This is a genomic window from Sphingobium sp. (assembly GCA_023266575.1).
Taxonomy (GTDB): domain Bacteria; phylum Pseudomonadota; class Alphaproteobacteria; order Sphingomonadales; family Sphingomonadaceae; genus Sphingobium.
The window spans coordinates 64610-81182 of sequence record JAHFPV010000011.1; the positions used below are offsets into that span (position 1 = coordinate 64610).

The window sequence follows — 16573 nt, forward strand, 5'->3', positions numbered from 1 at the left end:
CATGACCGAAGCAATCAATCCTCTGGCCATTGCCAACCCCAAAATGTCGGCCCGCGACGTCAAGGTATTCTACGGCGCGAAGCAGGCGATCAAGGGCGTGTCGATCGACGTCGACATGGACCATGTCACCGCCTTCATCGGCCCGTCGGGCTGCGGCAAGTCGACCTTCCTGCGGACATTGAACCGCATGAACGACACCGTCGCCAGCGCGCGGGTGGAAGGCATGATCACGCTGGATGGCGAGGATATTTACTCCCCGTCGATGGACGTGGTGCAGCTGCGCGCGCGGGTCGGCATGGTGTTCCAGAAACCCAACCCCTTCCCCAAGTCGATCTACGAAAATATCGCCTATGGGCCGCGTATCCATGGCCTGGCCCATGCCAAGGCGGACCTCGACGTGGTCGTGGAAAAATCGCTGCGCCGCGCTGGCCTGTGGGAAGAAGTGAAGGACCGGCTGCATGACAGCGGCACCGCCTTGTCGGGCGGGCAGCAGCAGCGCCTGTGCATTGGCCGCGCCATTGCGGTGGAGCCGGAAGTCATCCTGATGGACGAACCCTGTTCCGCGCTGGACCCGATTGCGACGGCGAAGATCGAGGAGCTGATCCACGAGCTGCGCGGCCGCTATGCGATCGTCATCGTGACCCACAATATGCAGCAGGCCGCGCGCGTGTCGCAACGCACCGCCTTCTTCCACCTCGGCGATCTGGTCGAATATGGCGTGACGAGCGACATATTTACGAACCCGACGCAGGAGCGGACCAAGGATTATATCACCGGTCGCTACGGCTGATCGCGGGAGAGACGAATATGGCTGAACATACGATCAAGGCGTTCGACGAGGATATCGACAGGCTGCGCGGCCTGATCGCGGAAATGGGCGGACGCGCCGAAGCTGCCATCGAAAGCGCGATGACCGCGCTGCAACGGCAGGACCTGGTGCTGGCGGCGCAGGTGGTGGCCGACGACAAGCGCATCGACGCGATCGAGGCGGAAGTCGAGAAACTGGTCATCCAGGTGATTGCGCTGCGCGCGCCGATGGCCAACGATCTGCGCGACGTGATCGCCGCGCTCAAGATCGTCGGCGTGGTCGAACGCATCGGCGACTATGCCAAGAATATCGCCAAGCGCGTGCCGCTGATCATGGTCAACCAGCGCACGCTGGAGCCGGTGTCGCTGCTGCCGTCCATGGGTCAGGTGGCGAGCGAAATGGTGCATGACGCGCTCAACGCCTTTGCCGCGCGCGACGCCGACCTGGCCGTCGCCGTGGTCGAGCGCGACACGGTGGTCGACGATTTCTACAACAGCGTGTTCCGCACGCTGGTGACCTATATGGTCGAAAATCCCAAGACGATCAGCGAATGTGCGCATCTGCTGTTCATCGCCAAGAATATCGAGCGGATCGGCGACCATGCGACCAACGTCGCGGAGATGGTCTATTATGCGGCCACGGGCCAGACCCTGCCCGACCGCGACCGCGGCGGCGCGGCGGCGGAGGAATAAAGATTATGGCCCGTGCAAAAATGCTGCTGGTCGAGGATGACGCGGCGCTGGCCGAACTGCTGATCTGGCATTTCAAGCGTGAGGATTTCGAGGTCGCCCATACCGTCGATGGCGAGGAAGCCTTGCTGATGGCGCAGGAAAATGTGCCGGACATCGTGCTGCTCGACTGGATGGTGGAAAGCCTGTCGGGGATCGAAGTGTGCCGCCGCCTGCGCCGCGCCAATGGCACCGCCAATGTGCCGATCATCATGCTGACCGCGCGCGGTGAGGAAGAGGATCGGGTGCGCGGGCTGGAAACGGGCGCGGACGATTATGTGACCAAGCCTTTCTCCCCCCGCGAACTGGTGGCGCGGGTCGGCGCGGTGCTGCGGCGCGTGCGCCCGGCGCTGGCAGGCGAAACGCTGACCTTTGCCGATGTCGAAATGGACACGGTGGGGCATAAGGTGCGGCGCGGCGGGCAGGTGATCCCGCTTGGTCCCACCGAATTCCGCCTGCTGCGCCACTTTCTGGAGCATCCCGGCTGGGTATTCTCACGCGAACGGCTGCTCGACAGCGTGTGGGGACAGGATAGCGATATCGAACTGCGCACCGTGGACGTCCATATCCGCCGCCTGCGCAAGGCGATCAATGGCGACGGCCAGTTTCAGGACATCATCCGTACCGTACGGTCGGCGGGCTATGCGCTGGATACCGATGGGGTGAGCTGAATCTCCAGCCCGTCGCGCCCGTCAGGCGGCGCGGCGGGCCTTGGTCAGTTTCTTCATCAGCATGTCGCGCTTCATGCGCGACAGATGGTCGATGAAGAGGACGCCTTCCAGATGGTCCATTTCATGCTGGAGGCAGGTGGCGAGCAGGCCTTCAAGCTGTTCTTCATGGATACGGCCGTCGCGGTCCATCCAGCTGGCGCGGATCGTCGCGGGGCGTTCGACCTCGGCATATTGATCGGGGACGGACAGGCAGCCCTCATTATAGACCGACAGATCCTCTGATTCCCGCAGGATTTCGGGGTTGATGAACACCATCGGCTTCTTGACCGGGGGCGCATCTTCCGCATCGGATTCCGGCTCCTGAAGGTCCATCACCAGCACCCGTTTTGGCACACCGACCTGGATCGCGGCCAGGCCAATGCCCGGCGCGTCGTACATAGTCTCGAACATATCGTCGATCAGCCGTTGCAGATCGGCGTCGATCGACTCCACGGGGGTCGAAATGGTGCGCAGGCGCGGGTCCGGCGCCTCAAGGATGGGAAGAATGGCCATGGCTCTAAAATAGCGGAAAGACGCAGGATTTCAAGCGATGCGCTGCATCGCGCTATTCACCCAGCCATTCGTCGATCGCGGGTTTCAATATGGTCGAAATCAGTTCGACCAGCAAGCCGCCATCGGGCGAGGTGAGATAGGCGATCGCGCCATAGCCCTGTTCGGGCGGCAGGTTGGCGGCGCGCGGGGTCCAGCCCGCCGCGACCAGCCGGTCCGCTTCGGCGGGCAGATCGTCCACCCATACGCCGATATGGCGCGCGCCTGCCGGACTGGCCGTGTCGTAAAAGCTGCTATTGCCCTGCACCAGTTCCAGATGGATTGGCCCGCCCAACGAGTAGGTGGCGCGTACGCTGATTTCCCGCGCGCCCTCCTCCGGCGTCCAGAAGGGCAGCGGATCGAAATCGCGGATCGGCGCGAAGGTCAGCCCCAGCGCCGCGCTATAATCCGCCACCGCCCGGTCGATGTCGGGAACGGCAATGCCCTTATGATGGGTACGGCTGAGGTCGATCATCGGGCATCCTTCCAGTGGGTTATCTGGCCCGGTCTAGCGGAGGGATGCGGCGGGGTCAGCTAACAGCTTTGGCAGGGTGCGCGCCCTACCCTACCGGCCTTCTTGCCCGCAGCGCCTGCGCCAGCGTGCCTTCGTCCAGATAATCGAGTTCGCCGCCTACGGGCACGCCATGGGCCAGTTGCGTCAGGCGGATCGGGAAGCGTTCGAGGCGTTCGGCGAGATAGTGGGCGGTGGTCTGCCCCTCCAGCGTGGCGTTCATCGCCAGCACCACTTCATCGACGCCCCCCTGTTCCAGCCGTGCGACCAGCGCGTCGATCGTCAGATCTTCCGGTCTGATCCCTTCCAGCGCGGACAAGCGCCCGCCCAGCACATGGAAGCGGCCCGGAAAGAGGCGGGACTTGTCGAGCGCCCACAGGTCGGCCACATCCTCCACCACGCACAGCGCACGGGGATCGCGGCGCATGTCGGTGCAGATGCCGCAGGGATCGACCGTATCGACATTGCCGCAGACATGGCAGGTCACCAGCCGTTCGTTCACCGCCTCCAGCGCGCGCAGCAGCGGGGCCATTGCGGCCTCGCGCTTCTTGATGAGGTGCAGCACCGCGCGCCGCGCCGAACGCGGGCCAAGACCGGGCAGGCGGGACAGGGCTTGCGTCAATGCTTCGATTTCGGGAGAGGCCATGTGATGAGATAAGGGCTTGCAACCCGTCCCGACAAGGGCTTTGAGATGGCACCATGCGTATCATCTATATGGGCACTCCCGATTTCGCGGTTCCCGCGCTCGAAGCGCTTGCCAAGGCGGGGCATAGGATCGTTGCGGTCTATAGCCAGCCGCCCCGTCCGGCGGGGCGCGGCAAGAGCCTGACCCCCTCCCCCGTCCAGCAGCGGGCCGAGGCGATGGGGATAGAGGTTCGGGTGCCGGAGTCGCTGAAGGACGCAGCGGTGCAGGCGGAGTTTGCGGCGCTGGAGGCCGACGTCGCGGTGGTCGCGGCCTATGGCCTGATCCTGCCGCGCGCGGTGCTGGATGCGCCGCGCCACGGCTGCATGAATATCCATGCGTCGTTGCTGCCGCGCTGGCGCGGGGCGGCACCGATCCAGCGGGCGATATTGTCGGGCGACAATGTCACCGGCGTCACGATCATGGACATGGAAGCGGGCCTCGATACCGGGCCGATGCGGGCCAAATATGTGACCAAGATAGAGGGTAAGACGGCCGGCGCGCTGACAGCGGAACTGGCGCAGGCGGGCGCGGCGCTGATGGTCGAGGTGCTGGACGACATTGCGCAACATCCGCCGATGGCGCAGCCCGAAGCGGGCGTGACCTATGCCGCCAAGATCGCCAAGGCCGAGGCGCGGATCGACTTCACCCGGCCCGCGATCCAGGTCGAGCGGCAGGTGCGCGGCTTCAATCCCTTTCCCGGCGCCTTTTTCGAATATGGCGGCGAGCGGTTCCGCATATTAGCAGCGCAGATCGAGCATGAGGATGGCGCGCCCGGCGAAATGCTGGACGACGCGCTGCTGATCGGCTGCGGCCATGGCGCGATCCGCCCGACCCTGATCCAGCGCGCAGGCAAGGCGGCGATGCCGCCCGACGAGATGCTGCGCGGCTTCGACATGCCGGCGGGGAGCCGGGTGGATGGGTGAGACGGCGCGCGTGGGGTGTCTCGACTATGCTCGAAACGAACGGCCTTAAGCGATGACCCGTTTTGCCTTCACCGTCGAATTTGACGGACGGCCGTTTATGGGGTGGCAGCGACAGGCGCATGGGCCGAGCGTGCAGCAGGCGATCGAGGATGCGATCCATGCCGTCACCGGCGAGCGGGTCGCGGTCCATGCCGCCGGGCGCACCGATGCGGGCGTGCATGGGCTGGCGATGCGCGCCCATGCCGATGTGGCCAAGGCGATCACGCCGTTTCGCCTGATGGAGGCGATCAACGCACGGCTGGGACGGCAACCGGTGGCGATATTGGCGTGTGAAGAGGTGGCGGACGACTGGCACGCGCGTTTTTCCTGCATGGGCCGATCCTATGTCTATCGCATCGTCAATCGCCGCGCGGCGCTGACCTTCGAGGCGAGGCTGGCCTGGCAGGTGAAACAGCCGCTCGATGCAGGCGCGATGCATGAGGCGGCGCAGGCGCTGGTGGGGCTGCATGATTTCACCACATTCCGGTCGGCCCATTGCCAGTCGGCCAGTCCGGTCAAGACGCTCGACCGGCTGGCGGTGGAGCGGGAGGGGGACCGCATCGCGATCCATGCCGCCGCGCGGTCCTTCCTGCATCACCAGGTGCGATCGATGGTGGGCTGTCTGGTCTATGTGGGGATGGGGCGATGGTCGGCGGATGATTTGCGCGATGCGCTGGCGGCCGCGGATCGCGCCGCGCTGGGGCTGAATGCGCCACCCGACGGCCTCTATTTCGTGCGCGCCGATTACCCGGCTTAGTGCAGGGTCGCGACCCGCAGCTGGTTCTTGCCCGCGCGCTTGGCGGCCAGCATCGCGCCATCGGCGCTGTCGATCAGCCGGTCGAGATCGGTCGTGCCGCTGCCTGTGGCCAGCCCGAACGATCCGCTGACGCCGATGCCCTGCGCGCCCAGTGCGAGGCGGATCGTTTCGCCCCGTTCTGCGGCGGAACCTGCGTCCAGTGTGGGGATCAGCATCAGAAATTCATCGCCCCCCACGCGCGCAACCGCGTCGCTGGTTCCGGCATGACGCGATAGCAGCGCTGCCACCGCCACCAGACAGGCGTCGCCCACCGCATGGCCCCGGCTGTCGTTGAGCTGCTTGAAGCCGTCGAGATCAAGAAACAACAGGCTGACCGGCGTACCGAGGCGCGCGGCGTCGGCCAATATGGCATTGGCGCGCACGGCCAGACCGCGCCGGTTGAGCAACCCGGTCAGCGGATCATGCACCGCCTCGAAACTTGCCTGACGCAGTTCGGACAGATCCTCGATCACCGCGACGTAAAATTCGGGATGGCCCGCCGCATCGCGCACCATCGCGACGGTCAGGTTGATCCAGATGATCGTGCCGTCAGCGCGGATATAGCGCTTTTCCAGTGTATAGCGCGGAAAGTCCCCGGCATTCAGGCGCGCGAGCAGCAACTGATCGGTATCCAGATCGTCGGGATGGGTGATCTGCTGAAAGCCGGTGCGCATCAGCGTGTCGGCATCATGGCCGCTAATCTCGCAAAAGCGCGGGTTGACCAGCAGGAAGCCGCCGTCCAGCCCGACATGGGCGATGCCGACCGGCGCGTGGAGAAAGGTCGCCTCGAACCGGCGCAACGCGGTCGCTTCGACGGGCGCATCCAGCCCGTCCTTCTTCATGTTCGATTCGTGGAACTGCCGGTGCGACTGCCTGCTCATGCCCCCTACATGCGGCAGCGGGGGTAAACAGGGACTTTACCCCATCACACAAACGGACAAAAAGTCAGAGCCGGGCGCGGAAGGGGGTGAAATCAGTGCCCTCGTCATAGACGTCCAGCCCCTCACGCCGCTTGAGCATGTTGACCACGCCATAGGTGACCGGCGTCAGCACCGCTTCCCAGCCAACCTTCATCCCCCAGTTGGTGACCATGACGGTCAGCACCTGCGCATTGCTCCATTCACCATAGAAAGCGAGCGGGTAGAAAAGCAGGCTGTCCACCCCCTGCCCCACGACGGTCGATCCGATCGTGCGCATCCACAAATGCTTGCCCTGCGTCAGCACTTTCATGCGGGCCAGGACGAAGCTGTTGGCAAACTCCCCGGCCCAGAAGGCGACGAGCGAGGCAAATACGATGCGCCAGGTGCTGCCGAACACCGCTTCGTAGGCAGCCTGCCCCGGCCAGCCCGCCGCGGGTGGCAATGCGACCACGACCCAGCTCATCAGCGCCATGAACAGCATCGCGACGAAACCGGCCCAGACGCAGCGGCGCGCGCGGGCATAGCCATAGACTTCGGTCAGCACGTCGCCGATGACATAGCCCAGCGGAAAGAAGAGGATGCCTGCACCAAAGGTGACGCCGCCCAGCGTCGACAGCTTGGCCGCGCCGATCAGGTTGGAAAGCAGCAAGATGACGACGAAGGCCGCCATGACAAAGTCGAAATAGCGCAGCGGGCGGCCAGCCAGCGCAGCTGCATCGATTTTGTGAACCGCCCCGTCGATCATGGCAACGTGCATATCGCACAGACCAGCGATTGCAAGCCGCCCCCGCCGCCGCTATCGAGCCAGCCCAAGGCCCCGTAGCTCAACTGGATAGAGCACCCGCCTTCTAAGCGGGATGTTGCGTGTTCGAGTCACGCCGGGGTCACCATCCACCATGGATCACGGTCACGAGCCGGGCGCGTGGTTCCACGCACCCGGCGATCATGGATCAGAGGATGGTCTGGCCGGTCTTTTCCCAGTCGGCCAGGAAGCCTGCAATACCCTTGTCGGTCAGGACATGGTTGAACAGCGCCTTGATGACGGCGGGCGGCGCGGTCATCACGTCAGCGCCGATCCGCGCGCTTTCCAGCACATGGATGGGGTGGCGGACCGAGGCGACCAGGATTTCGGTGTCGAAACCGTAATTGTCGTAAATCAGGCGGATGTCCTGGATCAGGGCCATGCCGTCAAAGCCGTTATCGTCATGACGGCCGACGAAGGGCGAGATGAAGCTGGCGCCCGCCTTAGCCGCGAGCAGCGCCTGATTGGCAGAGAAGCACAGCGTCACATTGACCAGCACACCATCGTCGGTCAGCGCCTTGCAAGTCTTGAGGCCGTCGATCGTCAACGGCACCTTGATGCAGACATTGGGCGCGATCTTCCGCAGGACGGCGGCTTCCTTCATCATCGTCTCATGATCGAGCGCGACGACTTCGGCGGAGACGGGACCATCGACCAGCCCGCAAATTTCCTCGACCACTTCCAGGAACTTGCGGCCCGACTTGTGGATCAGCGAAGGGTTGGTGGTGACGCCGTCGAGCAGGCCGGTGGCGGCGAGGTCGCGGATTTCGGCGGTGTCGGCGGTATCGACAAAGAATTTCATGGGATGCGGCTCCGGGGATAGGCGAATCCGGTTCCTTTAGCGGCTGGCGGGGGGATTGGCCATGTCGGATCGGGTGATTGTATCGCCGGGTCAGGACGGTTACAGCGCGGGCACCTTTCCAAAGGACCAGACATGCTCCGCTTATTGCACTTCCGCCTGCTTGCAGGCGTCCTGCCGGCCATGGCGATCGCATCGCCCGCCATCGCCGCGACCCAGGAATCGCAAATGTGGATCACGGAAACGGCGATGATCCGGGCCAGCAAGGCCGATCTGGTGACCATCGATTCCAGCCAGCGCGCTCGATCCGACGCAGGCAGTGGGGGTGAGCAGTTTCTGGCGCGGATCGCGATCGACCATCGCCTGACGCCACTGGTGCAGGTAGGCGGCGGCTTCGCCTATCTGAAGAGCGAGGTCGATCAGGAATTACGCTTCCATCAGCAGGTGACGCTGACCAAAGGCATGTGGCTGGCCCGCACCCGGATGGAGCAGCGCTTCTTCGATAATGCCGACACCGCCAGCTGGCGGCTGCGCCAGCGTGTGCAGGCCAGTGTGGCGCTGGACCGGGCGAAAAAATGGACGGCGATCGCCGCGACAGAAATATTCTTTCACCTCAACCGCGCACGGCCCAGCGACAAGACCGGGCTTGCGACAATGCGGCACCAGATCGGCCTGCGCCACCCGATCAGCGATCATGTGGACGCGCAATTGCTCTATATGCGGCAGCAGAATTTCCGCGACGGTCGGCCCGATGTCGTCGCGCATATCCCATGGCTGACGCTGAGCGTGCGAATGTAGGCAGGCGGCATTTGCCTGCCGGGCGCTAGGCGCTAAGGACGGGGCATGTCCCGCGCCCGTGTCCTCCTGCTCAACGCTGCCCTGGGGCCGCTCGACTATCGCGTGCCGCACGGGATGAGCGTCAAGCCCGGCAGCATCGTCGTCGCGCCGCTTGGGCCCCGCCAGCTGGTCGGCGTGGTGTGGGAAGAGGATAGTTTCCCCGATGTGGACAGCGTGGGCGACAATCGGCTGCGCAACCTGATCGAAGTGGTGGACGCCCCACCGTTGCCCGAAACACTGCGGCGGCTGATCGAATGGACGGCGGACTATTATCTGTCGCCCCCCGCCGCCGTGCTTCGCATGGCGCTGGCGTCGATGGCGGCGCTGGAGGGGACGCGCACCGTCATCGAATATAAGGCCAATGGCCGCCAGCCCGATCGCATGACCGATCAACGTGCGCAGGCGCTGGAGCGGATCGGCGAGCGGCAGGGGCTGATCCGCGAACTGGCGCTGATCGGCGGGGTCAGCGACGCGGTTATTCGCGGCCTCATCAAGCAGGATATATTCGACGCCATCGAAGTCAGCGTCGACACCCCCTTCCCCGCGCCCGACCCGGACCATGCCCCGCCTGCTTTGTCAGCGGCGCAGACGGACGCGGCAGCGACGATGGCGGACGCCGTGCGCGCGCATGATTTTGCGCCCTTCCTGCTCGATGGCGTGACCGGATCGGGCAAGACCGAGGTCTATTTCGAGGCGATTGCCGCCGCCATCCGCGCTAACGCCCAAGTGCTGGTGCTGCTGCCCGAAATCGCGCTGACCGAGCCGTTTCTGGAGCGGTTCGAGGCGCGCTTCGGCACGATCCCGGTCAACTGGCATAGCGGCCTGCGCCAGACCGAGCGGCGGCGGGCCTGGCGGGCGATTGCCAGCGGACAGGCGCAGGTAGTTGTCGGCGCACGGTCGGCGCTATTCCTCCCCTATCCGAAGCTCGGCCTGATCGTCGTTGACGAGGCGCACGAGGCCAGTTTCAAGCAGGAGGATGGCGTCCATTATCACGCCCGCGACGTGGCAGTGATGCGCGGCCTGATCGAGAAATTCCCGGTCATCCTGGCGTCGGCCACCCCGGCGATCGAAACGCGGCATCAGGTCGAACTGGGCCGCTATCGCGAGATCAAGCTGCCGTCGCGCTATGGCGGGGCGGAGATGCCGCAGATCGAGGGGATCAACCTGCTGACAGATCCCCCCGAACGCGGCCGCTGGATCGCGCCGCCTCTGGTCAAGGCGATCGACGAGGTCATGGCCAAGGGCGAACAGAGCCTGCTCTTCCTCAACCGGCGCGGCTATGCGCCGCTGACGCTGTGCCGCCATTGCGGCTATCGCTTCCAATGCCCCAATTGCACCGCCTGGATGGTCGAGCATCGGCTGACCCACAGGCTGGCCTGCCATCATTGCGGCCATGTCGTCCCCGCGCCGCGCTTCTGCCCGGAGTGCAAGGAGGAGGATAGTCTGGTCGCCTGCGGGCCGGGGGTGGAACGGATCGCCGATGAGGTGAAGGCGCTATGGCCTCAGGCGCGCACCGCCATCGTCACGTCCGACACGCTATTTTCGCCCGCCAGGGTCGCCGATTTCGTGAAGTCGGTGGAGGCGGGCGACGTGGACATCATCGTCGGCACGCAATTGGTGACCAAGGGCTATCATTTCCCCAATCTGACATTGGTGGGGGTGATCGACGCCGATCTGGGGCTGGAGGGCGGCGATCTGCGCGCGTCGGAGCGGACCTTCCAGCAGATCATGCAGGTGGCTGGACGCGCGGGACGCGGGCAAAAGCCGGGACGGGTGTTCATCCAGACGCGGATGCCCGAAGGCGAAGTGATCAAGACGCTGATCGAGGGCGATACCGAGCGATTCTATGCGGTTGAGACGGAGAATAGACGCCGCGCCAACGCCCCGCCCTTCGGCCGCTTCGCCGCGATCATCATTTCGAGCGAGGATGCCGATGAGGCGGCGCAGGTCGCGCGGCTGATCGGCAAGTCGGCCCCGCTGATTGAGGGGATGCGGGTCTATGGCCCTGCCCCTGCGCCGCTGTCCGTCCTGCGCGGTCGCCATCGCCACCGGCTGCTGATCCACGCGACGCGGCAGGTCGACATACAGGCCGCGATCCGCGAATGGCTGGGCAATATCGTGTGGAAATCCAGCACCCGCGTGGCGGTGGATGTTGATCCCTACAGTTTCATGTGATGGACACGCCCTGCCGTAACCTTTGTGCGCTGGACGCGGCGCGTGTCTGCACAGGGTGCGGGCGCACGATCGACGAGATCGTTCATTGGCGCAGCATGGGCGACGAAGCGCGCGCCGCCGTCATGGCGCGGGTGCGGGATTTCCCGGTTTCTTCGCCTTCTCCCCCGACTTCGCCGCTGCCTGGGCGTCCAGCTCCGCCTTCAACCTGATCGCCGCCTCGCGCATGTCCGATGCGTGGGGCGAATAGGCGATAGGATCGAGCAGCAGCGAGGCGGTGGCATAGTCGCCCCGCGCCGCCATCGCGTGGACGAAATTGAAGCGATAGTCCGAACTTTGCGGCAACAGGGTGAAGGCCTTGTACAGGCCATCATAACCAAGGTCGGGCATCTTGCCCCCGCGCATCGCGTGATAGCGGTAGAAGAGCGCCAGCGGCACCGGGTCCTCCGTATCGGCGCGGTTGGCGCGGACGATGGCGGTCAGCGCCGCCTTCCAATCCTCCGCCTTGTCGCTGTCATGCGCGCGCTCCAGCAGGACTTGTGCACGGACCGCATGAGCGCGCGACAATGTGGCGTCGATCGCGATCGCCCGATCGGCATCGGCCAGCGCTGCGTCCTTCTGTTCCGCCGCCCATTCCGCTTCCGCCAACAGCGCGGCGGCATAGGCGGAATCGGGAAATTTGCTGGCAGTTACGCGAATGGCCGTGACGATGGCGGGGAGTTCGTCCTCTTTGGGCCGATTGATGAGGCGCAGCTCATCCTCGATCAGCGCGCCTTGCGCCGGATCGACCGGGCTGACGACGATCTCGCCAATCTTCATCTCGTTCGATTTGAGCGATGAAGCCGACAGTCGGTGGCGCATATAGGCTCTGAGATCCTTTTCCAGACCGTCAAGCCCGCCCTCAAAATAGCTGTCAGGCGACCGGTCCGGCACGCCTCTCACCAAATCCTCCAAATAGCTGGCGATTTCCTTGCGGCGTTCCGTCTTGTTATATTGATAAAAGTGGGTGAGCAGCCAGGCGGTGCCATAATAACGGTCACCGTCACGCCGGCTGAGATCGCCCGTGTCATGGGCAAACAGATATTTGACCGGATAGGGCTGCCCCAGCACCAGTCCGGGCAACCGCGCCATTGGCACATGGCCAAACTCGATCGCGCCGCTTTTGGGGAATTTTACAACCGAGAAAAACTCGGCAAATCCCTCGACATACCAGGCGGGATAGGCGGCCGGGAAATGGTGCAGCATGAAATGGTGGGTATATTCGTGGAAGAGGATTTCCTCCGCGCCGAAATCAAATGTGCCGGTCTTGTCACCGCGCGCCAGCACGGCAAAGGCGGTGCGGTCCGACGTTGTGTAAAAGCCGCCAATATTCGGATTGCCCGCGAGCTTCTGCACCTTCCGATCGTTGGACAGGAGATAGACCAGCACCGGACTGCCCTGTTCAGGGTCGGTCACATTGTACAGCCGCCGGAGCAGAAAATCGAACTTCTCCAGCCGTTCGGCAAAGCCGCGCAGCTTTTCGTCATTGCCCTCGCTGTACACGGTAAAGTGGCGGCTTTTCGCCTGCCACCACGCTGCCTGCGCCGTGCCGGGCAGCGCCGTCCAGGCCAGCATCATGGCCAGCATGACCTTTGCCGCTGTCCGCATCATCCCGCTCCCTTGCAATATCCCCGACTTAAGAATGGCGGAGAAGGGCATGAATAGAAAGGAAATTCCATCGCGATCTGTTCCGATAGGGTCGATCAGGGGCGGATCGCATCGGTCGGCGACACGATCACCACCACGCGGCGATTTTCGCGGCGGCCATCAGCCGAACGGTTGCTGTCCACCGGTATGCGCGCGCCCATGCCCACCACCCGGAGAGCCCCCTGCGCCATGCCCCCGCTGTGCAGCGCGTCAGCGACCGCCTGCGCGCGTTTCAGCGACAGCGCATCATTATACCCGGTTGAATCGGTATGACCTTCCACCCGTGCGCCGCGAATGTCGACCGCCACCAGCGCCTGGGCCATGCGCCCGATCACGACATGCTGGGCCGGGATCAGCACGCTTTCATCGGTAGCGAACAGCAGCCGGTCGGCCATGCCGAACTGCCAGCCATCGCCGACCGGCTCAAACCCGTTTTGCCGGAGCGTCGCCTGCTGGCGCGGGGTAAAGCCACCGCGATCAGGAACGGTCTGACATCCCGTCAGGACAAGGGTAGCAGACAGCAGGGCGAGAATTGGGCGCATTACGAATATCCGTCAATCGGTGGTTGCGTGGCGGCGTCCCTTGGCCGCGTACATGGCCGCGTCGGCGTGACGCAGCAGATCGCGTGGGTCGGCGCTGTCCTGTGGATATAGTGCCCAGCCAAGGCTGAGCGACGACTGGATGCTCTGGCCACTGGGCAGCATGATCGGCTGCTCCATGCTGGTGTCGATCCGCGCGGCAAGTGCCTCCACCACCTCGCGGGTCGTGTCCGATGCCAGGATCAGCGCAAATTCGTCTCCGCCCAGCCGGAAAGCCAGGTCGCCAGTGCGCAGGGCGGCGCGCAGGCGCGCGGCGATGACGATCAGCATCACGTCGCCCGCATCATGGCCATGGCCGTCATTGACCTGTTTGAAGCGGTTTACGTCGGCATAGATGATCGCAAAGCCTTGACCAGTCTGTTCCGCCGCTTCGACCGATGCCGCCAACTGCCGCTCGAACATGGCGCGATTGCCAAGACCGGTGAGCGGATCGCGCGTCGCCTGATGCTCCAGCTGACGGTTTTCGGACAGAAGCCCTGCGTGCCATTGCTGCAATTCGTCCAGCAATGCATTGAAATCACGCGCCAGTTGATCGACTTCGGCAATGTCAGCGCTCGGCACGCGCATGTCGAAGCGCCTTTCCACGCGCACAGCATGGGCAACGTCGGCGATCTGCGCCAGCGGCCCGGTCACATCCTTTTGCAGCCTACGCGCCAAGATTTGCGTGGCGATGACGGTCAGGCCTAGGCAGGCCAGCGCGATGACGACGCCCGATAGCAGATAGCGACCGATCGCACCGGCATCGCCATGGACGGTCAGCCGGGCGATAACGTCCCGGCCATGGCGGACTGGCTCCGTCACAGGCGATGGCCATAGCAATTTTCCGGCCGTCGCCTCCAGGCGCGCCATTGCCCCCGCGTCGGGCCTGATCCAGCGCGTCATCAACCGTCCCTGATTGTCGCGCACCTCGACCAAGCGCACGCCCTGGCCATTGGCAACCATCGCGATGCCATCCTGTGCCGCCGCCATGTCATCGAACAAAAGGGCTGGCTCAATCGTGTAGCTGGCAGTGCGGGCCACCAGCGCCAGATTGCGTTCGGCATAATCGCGCATGATCAGGACGCCCGCTGCGATCAGGGTCACGCCCGCCATCAGCACGGCAAACAGGATGAGACGTGTGTGAACCCGCGCCAATATCTGGCGCAGGGTTGGCATGAGTGGGGCAGCCGGACGGGTCATGGCCTCAATAGCCCCCTTTCGACAGGCGCAATACGCGGGGATCTATCCGTACGGAAGATCGTGACACGGCATCGATATTGAGCTGGAAATTGAGCGCTTGCGGCGTGAAGAGCAGGCAGAACATCGCCCCGCTGCGGCAATCGGCATCAGCCTCCGCAATCGTCACCACCGCCGCGCCGCGCGCCGCCGTCAGCAGCCGCCGATTATCAAGCGCCGCCATCCGACCGATATACAGGGCATCACACTGCGTCGCTGCGCCCGGATCAGGCAAGCGGCTCACCTGCACGCGCGCGCCGTTGGACAGGCTGATCTCGTCCAGTTGCCCGGCATGATCGGCCACGCCGACGACGCACAGATGCACCAGCGGTTTTTCAACAGGCCAGCGGGTAAATTCCAGTATCGCGTCGGTCATCCGCGCCGCGCCCGCGGCCATACGGTCTGGCCCCGACCCCAGCGGCATCATGGCTGGCTGGAACACCGGCGCTGCCATCGCCGCTATCGGCGCCAGCAGCAAAAGCCAAAACAGCAGAAGTCGCAATCCCCGCCCCAACCCAGCGGGCCATGATCCGGCCCGACGATTAGTTAATCAGCCGTAAAAATCGCCCAATCCGTGGCGAAGTCAACCGCTTGTGACGACATCGTTCCGATATTGGCGGAGATTGGTTCAATCCGTGGCCGAAACGTCATGCTCCCGCGCCAGCAGCGCCTGCTTCCGCTCCACGCCCCAGGCATAGCCGCCCGCCGTGCCATCGCTGCGCAGGACGCGGTGACAGGGGATGAGGACCGCGAGCGCATTGTCGCCGCAGGCACTCCCCGCGGCCCGCACAGCGCCGGGGCGACCGATGGCCGCGGCGATCTGGCCATAGCTGCGCGTCTGCCCGGCGGGAATGGCGCGCAGCGCGGACCAGACCGCCTGCTGGAAAGCGGTGCCGGCGATATCCACGGGCAGGTCCGGCGCTATGCCCGGATCATCGACCAGCGCCACCACCGCAGCGGATAGCCGATCGAGCGCGGCGTCGGCGGATTGCAGATCGGCATTGGGGAAGCGCGCGCGCAATGCCGCCTCGCCCTCGTCAAAGCTGATACGGCACAGCCCCTTGTCCGTGGCGGCGACGAGCATCGGGCCAAGGCTGCTGTCGATCCTGCGCCAGCGGATGGTGACGCCACGTCCGCCCGCCTGCCAGGCACTGGGCGTCATCCCCAGGTGGGAGGCCGCATCGGCATAAGCGCGGCTGGGCGCGGCATAGCCTGCCTCATAAATGGCCGCCGTCACGCTGCCGCCCGCATCGAGCGCCGCCTTCAGCCGGTCGGCCCGCAGCGTGCGTGCATAGCCCGCCGGGGTCTGCCCGGTCTCGCGCCTGAACAGGCGATGGAAATGATGCGGGGCGTAGCCGACATGAGCAGCAATCACGTCGAGCCGGGGCGTGTCCTCCGCAGCCTCGATCAGGGCGATCGCGTCCGCCACTGCCCGCTGATCCCGCCCCGTTTCGTCCGGGCGGCAGCGCAGGCAGGCGCGAAAACCTGCCGCGCGCGCCGCAGCGGGATCGGGCAGGAAGCTCATATTCTCACGCTTCGGGTGGCGCGCGGCGCAGCTGGGCTTGCAATAGATGCCAGTGGTGGCGACGCAGCCCACGAACCGCCCGTCCATCGCCCGGTCACGGCGCAACACCGCCGCCCAGCACTGGTCGGGATCGGGCATCAGGGGTGCCGGAGCGATCGAGGCGGCGGACAGGCGGGTCATCTGGTTCATGGGTTATGGGATAAAGCGAAACCGCTGGCCATGCTTCCCGCGCCTTGCGTTCAAAAAAAACCACGCACTTTTCCCGATTG

At 64.7% G+C, this 16573-nt stretch carries 19 protein-coding genes and 1 tRNA gene; 9 read left to right on the forward strand and 11 right to left on the reverse strand.

Annotated elements, in window-relative coordinates:
- Window position 1: 1 nt before the first annotated feature.
- From pstB to phoB, 3 genes are read left to right on the forward strand one after another with little or no spacing between them, the layout of a single operon-like run.
- A complete protein-coding gene (gene pstB / locus Q0D44_RS12050; protein WP_119747316.1) occupies window positions 2-790 on the forward strand; it encodes a phosphate ABC transporter ATP-binding protein PstB in 789 nt (262 codons plus the stop codon).
- 17 nt (window positions 791-807) lie between these two features.
- Window positions 808-1500 carry a phosphate signaling complex protein PhoU gene (gene phoU, locus Q0D44_RS12055; RefSeq protein WP_294136840.1) on the forward strand — a complete coding sequence of 231 codons (693 nt, stop codon included), beginning with the start codon at window positions 808-810 and terminating at the stop codon, window positions 1498-1500.
- A 5-nt stretch (window positions 1501-1505) separates the two neighbouring features.
- Window positions 1506-2207 (forward strand): phosphate regulon transcriptional regulator PhoB, encoded by a 702-nt coding sequence (phoB, locus tag Q0D44_RS12060; RefSeq protein ID WP_006949946.1) that lies wholly within the window; start codon window positions 1506-1508, stop codon window positions 2205-2207.
- A gap of 21 nt (window positions 2208-2228) precedes the next feature.
- On the opposite strand, the gene def is transcribed toward phoB, so the two are convergent.
- From def to recR, 3 genes are all read right to left on the reverse strand, one after another.
- Window positions 2229-2759: a peptide deformylase gene (gene def, locus Q0D44_RS12065; RefSeq protein ID WP_217673373.1), complete on the reverse strand. Its 531-nt coding sequence runs from the start codon at window positions 2757-2759 to the stop codon at window positions 2229-2231.
- Window positions 2760-2811: 52 nt separating this feature from the next.
- A complete protein-coding gene (locus Q0D44_RS12070) occupies window positions 2812-3270 on the reverse strand; it encodes a VOC family protein (protein WP_294136841.1) in 459 nt (152 codons plus the stop codon).
- Between the two features lie 85 nt (window positions 3271-3355).
- A complete protein-coding gene (gene recR / locus Q0D44_RS12075; protein ID WP_294136842.1) occupies window positions 3356-3952 on the reverse strand; it encodes a recombination mediator RecR in 597 nt (198 codons plus the stop codon).
- 53 nt (window positions 3953-4005) lie between these two features.
- Here recR and fmt point away from each other — a divergent pair, with 53 nt between their 5' ends.
- Both fmt and truA read left to right on the forward strand, forming a co-directional pair.
- Window positions 4006-4914: a methionyl-tRNA formyltransferase gene (gene fmt / locus Q0D44_RS12080; protein ID WP_294136843.1), complete on the forward strand. Its 909-nt coding sequence runs from the start codon at window positions 4006-4008 to the stop codon at window positions 4912-4914.
- A 52-nt stretch (window positions 4915-4966) separates the two neighbouring features.
- A complete protein-coding gene (truA, locus tag Q0D44_RS12085; protein WP_294136844.1) occupies window positions 4967-5710 on the forward strand; it encodes a tRNA pseudouridine(38-40) synthase TruA in 744 nt (247 codons plus the stop codon).
- On the opposite strand, the gene Q0D44_RS12090 is transcribed toward truA, so the two are convergent.
- Together Q0D44_RS12090 and Q0D44_RS12095 are read right to left on the reverse strand one after the other, a co-directional pair.
- Window positions 5707-6630, reverse strand: a complete 924-nt coding sequence (locus tag Q0D44_RS12090; RefSeq protein ID WP_294136845.1) for a sensor domain-containing diguanylate cyclase — start codon at window positions 6628-6630, stop codon at window positions 5707-5709. The genes truA and Q0D44_RS12090 overlap by 4 nt on opposite strands.
- A gap of 64 nt (window positions 6631-6694) precedes the next feature.
- Entirely contained in the window at window positions 6695-7414 is a 720-nt protein-coding gene (locus Q0D44_RS12095; protein ID WP_294136846.1) for a queuosine precursor transporter, read from the reverse strand.
- A 68-nt stretch (window positions 7415-7482) separates the two neighbouring features.
- On the opposite strand from Q0D44_RS12095, the gene Q0D44_RS12100 reads away from it, so the two are divergent.
- A tRNA-Arg gene (locus tag Q0D44_RS12100) sits at window positions 7483-7559 on the forward strand.
- A gap of 60 nt (window positions 7560-7619) precedes the next feature.
- Here Q0D44_RS12100 and fsa read toward each other — a convergent pair.
- Window positions 7620-8273, reverse strand: a complete 654-nt coding sequence (gene fsa, locus Q0D44_RS12105; RefSeq protein ID WP_006949896.1) for a fructose-6-phosphate aldolase — start codon at window positions 8271-8273, stop codon at window positions 7620-7622.
- A 132-nt stretch (window positions 8274-8405) separates the two neighbouring features.
- Between fsa and Q0D44_RS12110 the strand changes: the two genes are divergently transcribed.
- From Q0D44_RS12110 to Q0D44_RS12120, 3 genes are read left to right on the forward strand one after another with little or no spacing between them, the layout of a single operon-like run.
- Complete coding sequence (locus Q0D44_RS12110; RefSeq protein ID WP_294136847.1) at window positions 8406-9068, forward strand: DUF2490 domain-containing protein; 663 nt, start codon at window positions 8406-8408, stop codon at window positions 9066-9068.
- A gap of 45 nt (window positions 9069-9113) precedes the next feature.
- Window positions 9114-11282 carry a primosomal protein N' gene (locus Q0D44_RS12115; RefSeq protein ID WP_294136848.1) on the forward strand — a complete coding sequence of 723 codons (2169 nt, stop codon included), beginning with the start codon at window positions 9114-9116 and terminating at the stop codon, window positions 11280-11282.
- Window positions 11282-11491 (forward strand): DUF1289 domain-containing protein, encoded by a 210-nt coding sequence (locus Q0D44_RS12120; RefSeq protein ID WP_294136911.1) that lies wholly within the window; start codon window positions 11282-11284, stop codon window positions 11489-11491. The genes Q0D44_RS12115 and Q0D44_RS12120 overlap by 1 nt, the downstream gene beginning before the upstream one ends.
- On the opposite strand, the gene Q0D44_RS12125 is transcribed toward Q0D44_RS12120, so the two are convergent.
- The 5 genes from Q0D44_RS12125 to ada all read right to left on the reverse strand — a co-directional run bounded on the left by Q0D44_RS12125 (window position 11403) and on the right by ada (window position 16493).
- Window positions 11403-12929, reverse strand: coding sequence for a hypothetical protein (locus Q0D44_RS12125; RefSeq protein ID WP_294136849.1), 1527 nt, complete (start codon window positions 12927-12929; stop codon window positions 11403-11405). The genes Q0D44_RS12120 and Q0D44_RS12125 overlap by 89 nt on opposite strands.
- 92 nt (window positions 12930-13021) lie before the next feature.
- Window positions 13022-13507, reverse strand: coding sequence for an OmpA family protein (locus Q0D44_RS12130; protein ID WP_294136850.1), 486 nt, complete (start codon window positions 13505-13507; stop codon window positions 13022-13024).
- 12 nt (window positions 13508-13519) lie between these two features.
- Window positions 13520-14743 (reverse strand): diguanylate cyclase, encoded by a 1224-nt coding sequence (locus Q0D44_RS12135; RefSeq protein ID WP_294136851.1) that lies wholly within the window; start codon window positions 14741-14743, stop codon window positions 13520-13522.
- Between the two features lie 4 nt (window positions 14744-14747).
- Window positions 14748-15281: a YfiR family protein gene (locus tag Q0D44_RS12140; protein ID WP_294136852.1), complete on the reverse strand. Its 534-nt coding sequence runs from the start codon at window positions 15279-15281 to the stop codon at window positions 14748-14750.
- Window positions 15282-15407: 126 nt separating this feature from the next.
- Window positions 15408-16493: a bifunctional DNA-binding transcriptional regulator/O6-methylguanine-DNA methyltransferase Ada gene (gene ada, locus Q0D44_RS12145; protein WP_294136853.1), complete on the reverse strand. Its 1086-nt coding sequence runs from the start codon at window positions 16491-16493 to the stop codon at window positions 15408-15410.
- Window positions 16494-16573 lie beyond the last annotated feature (80 nt).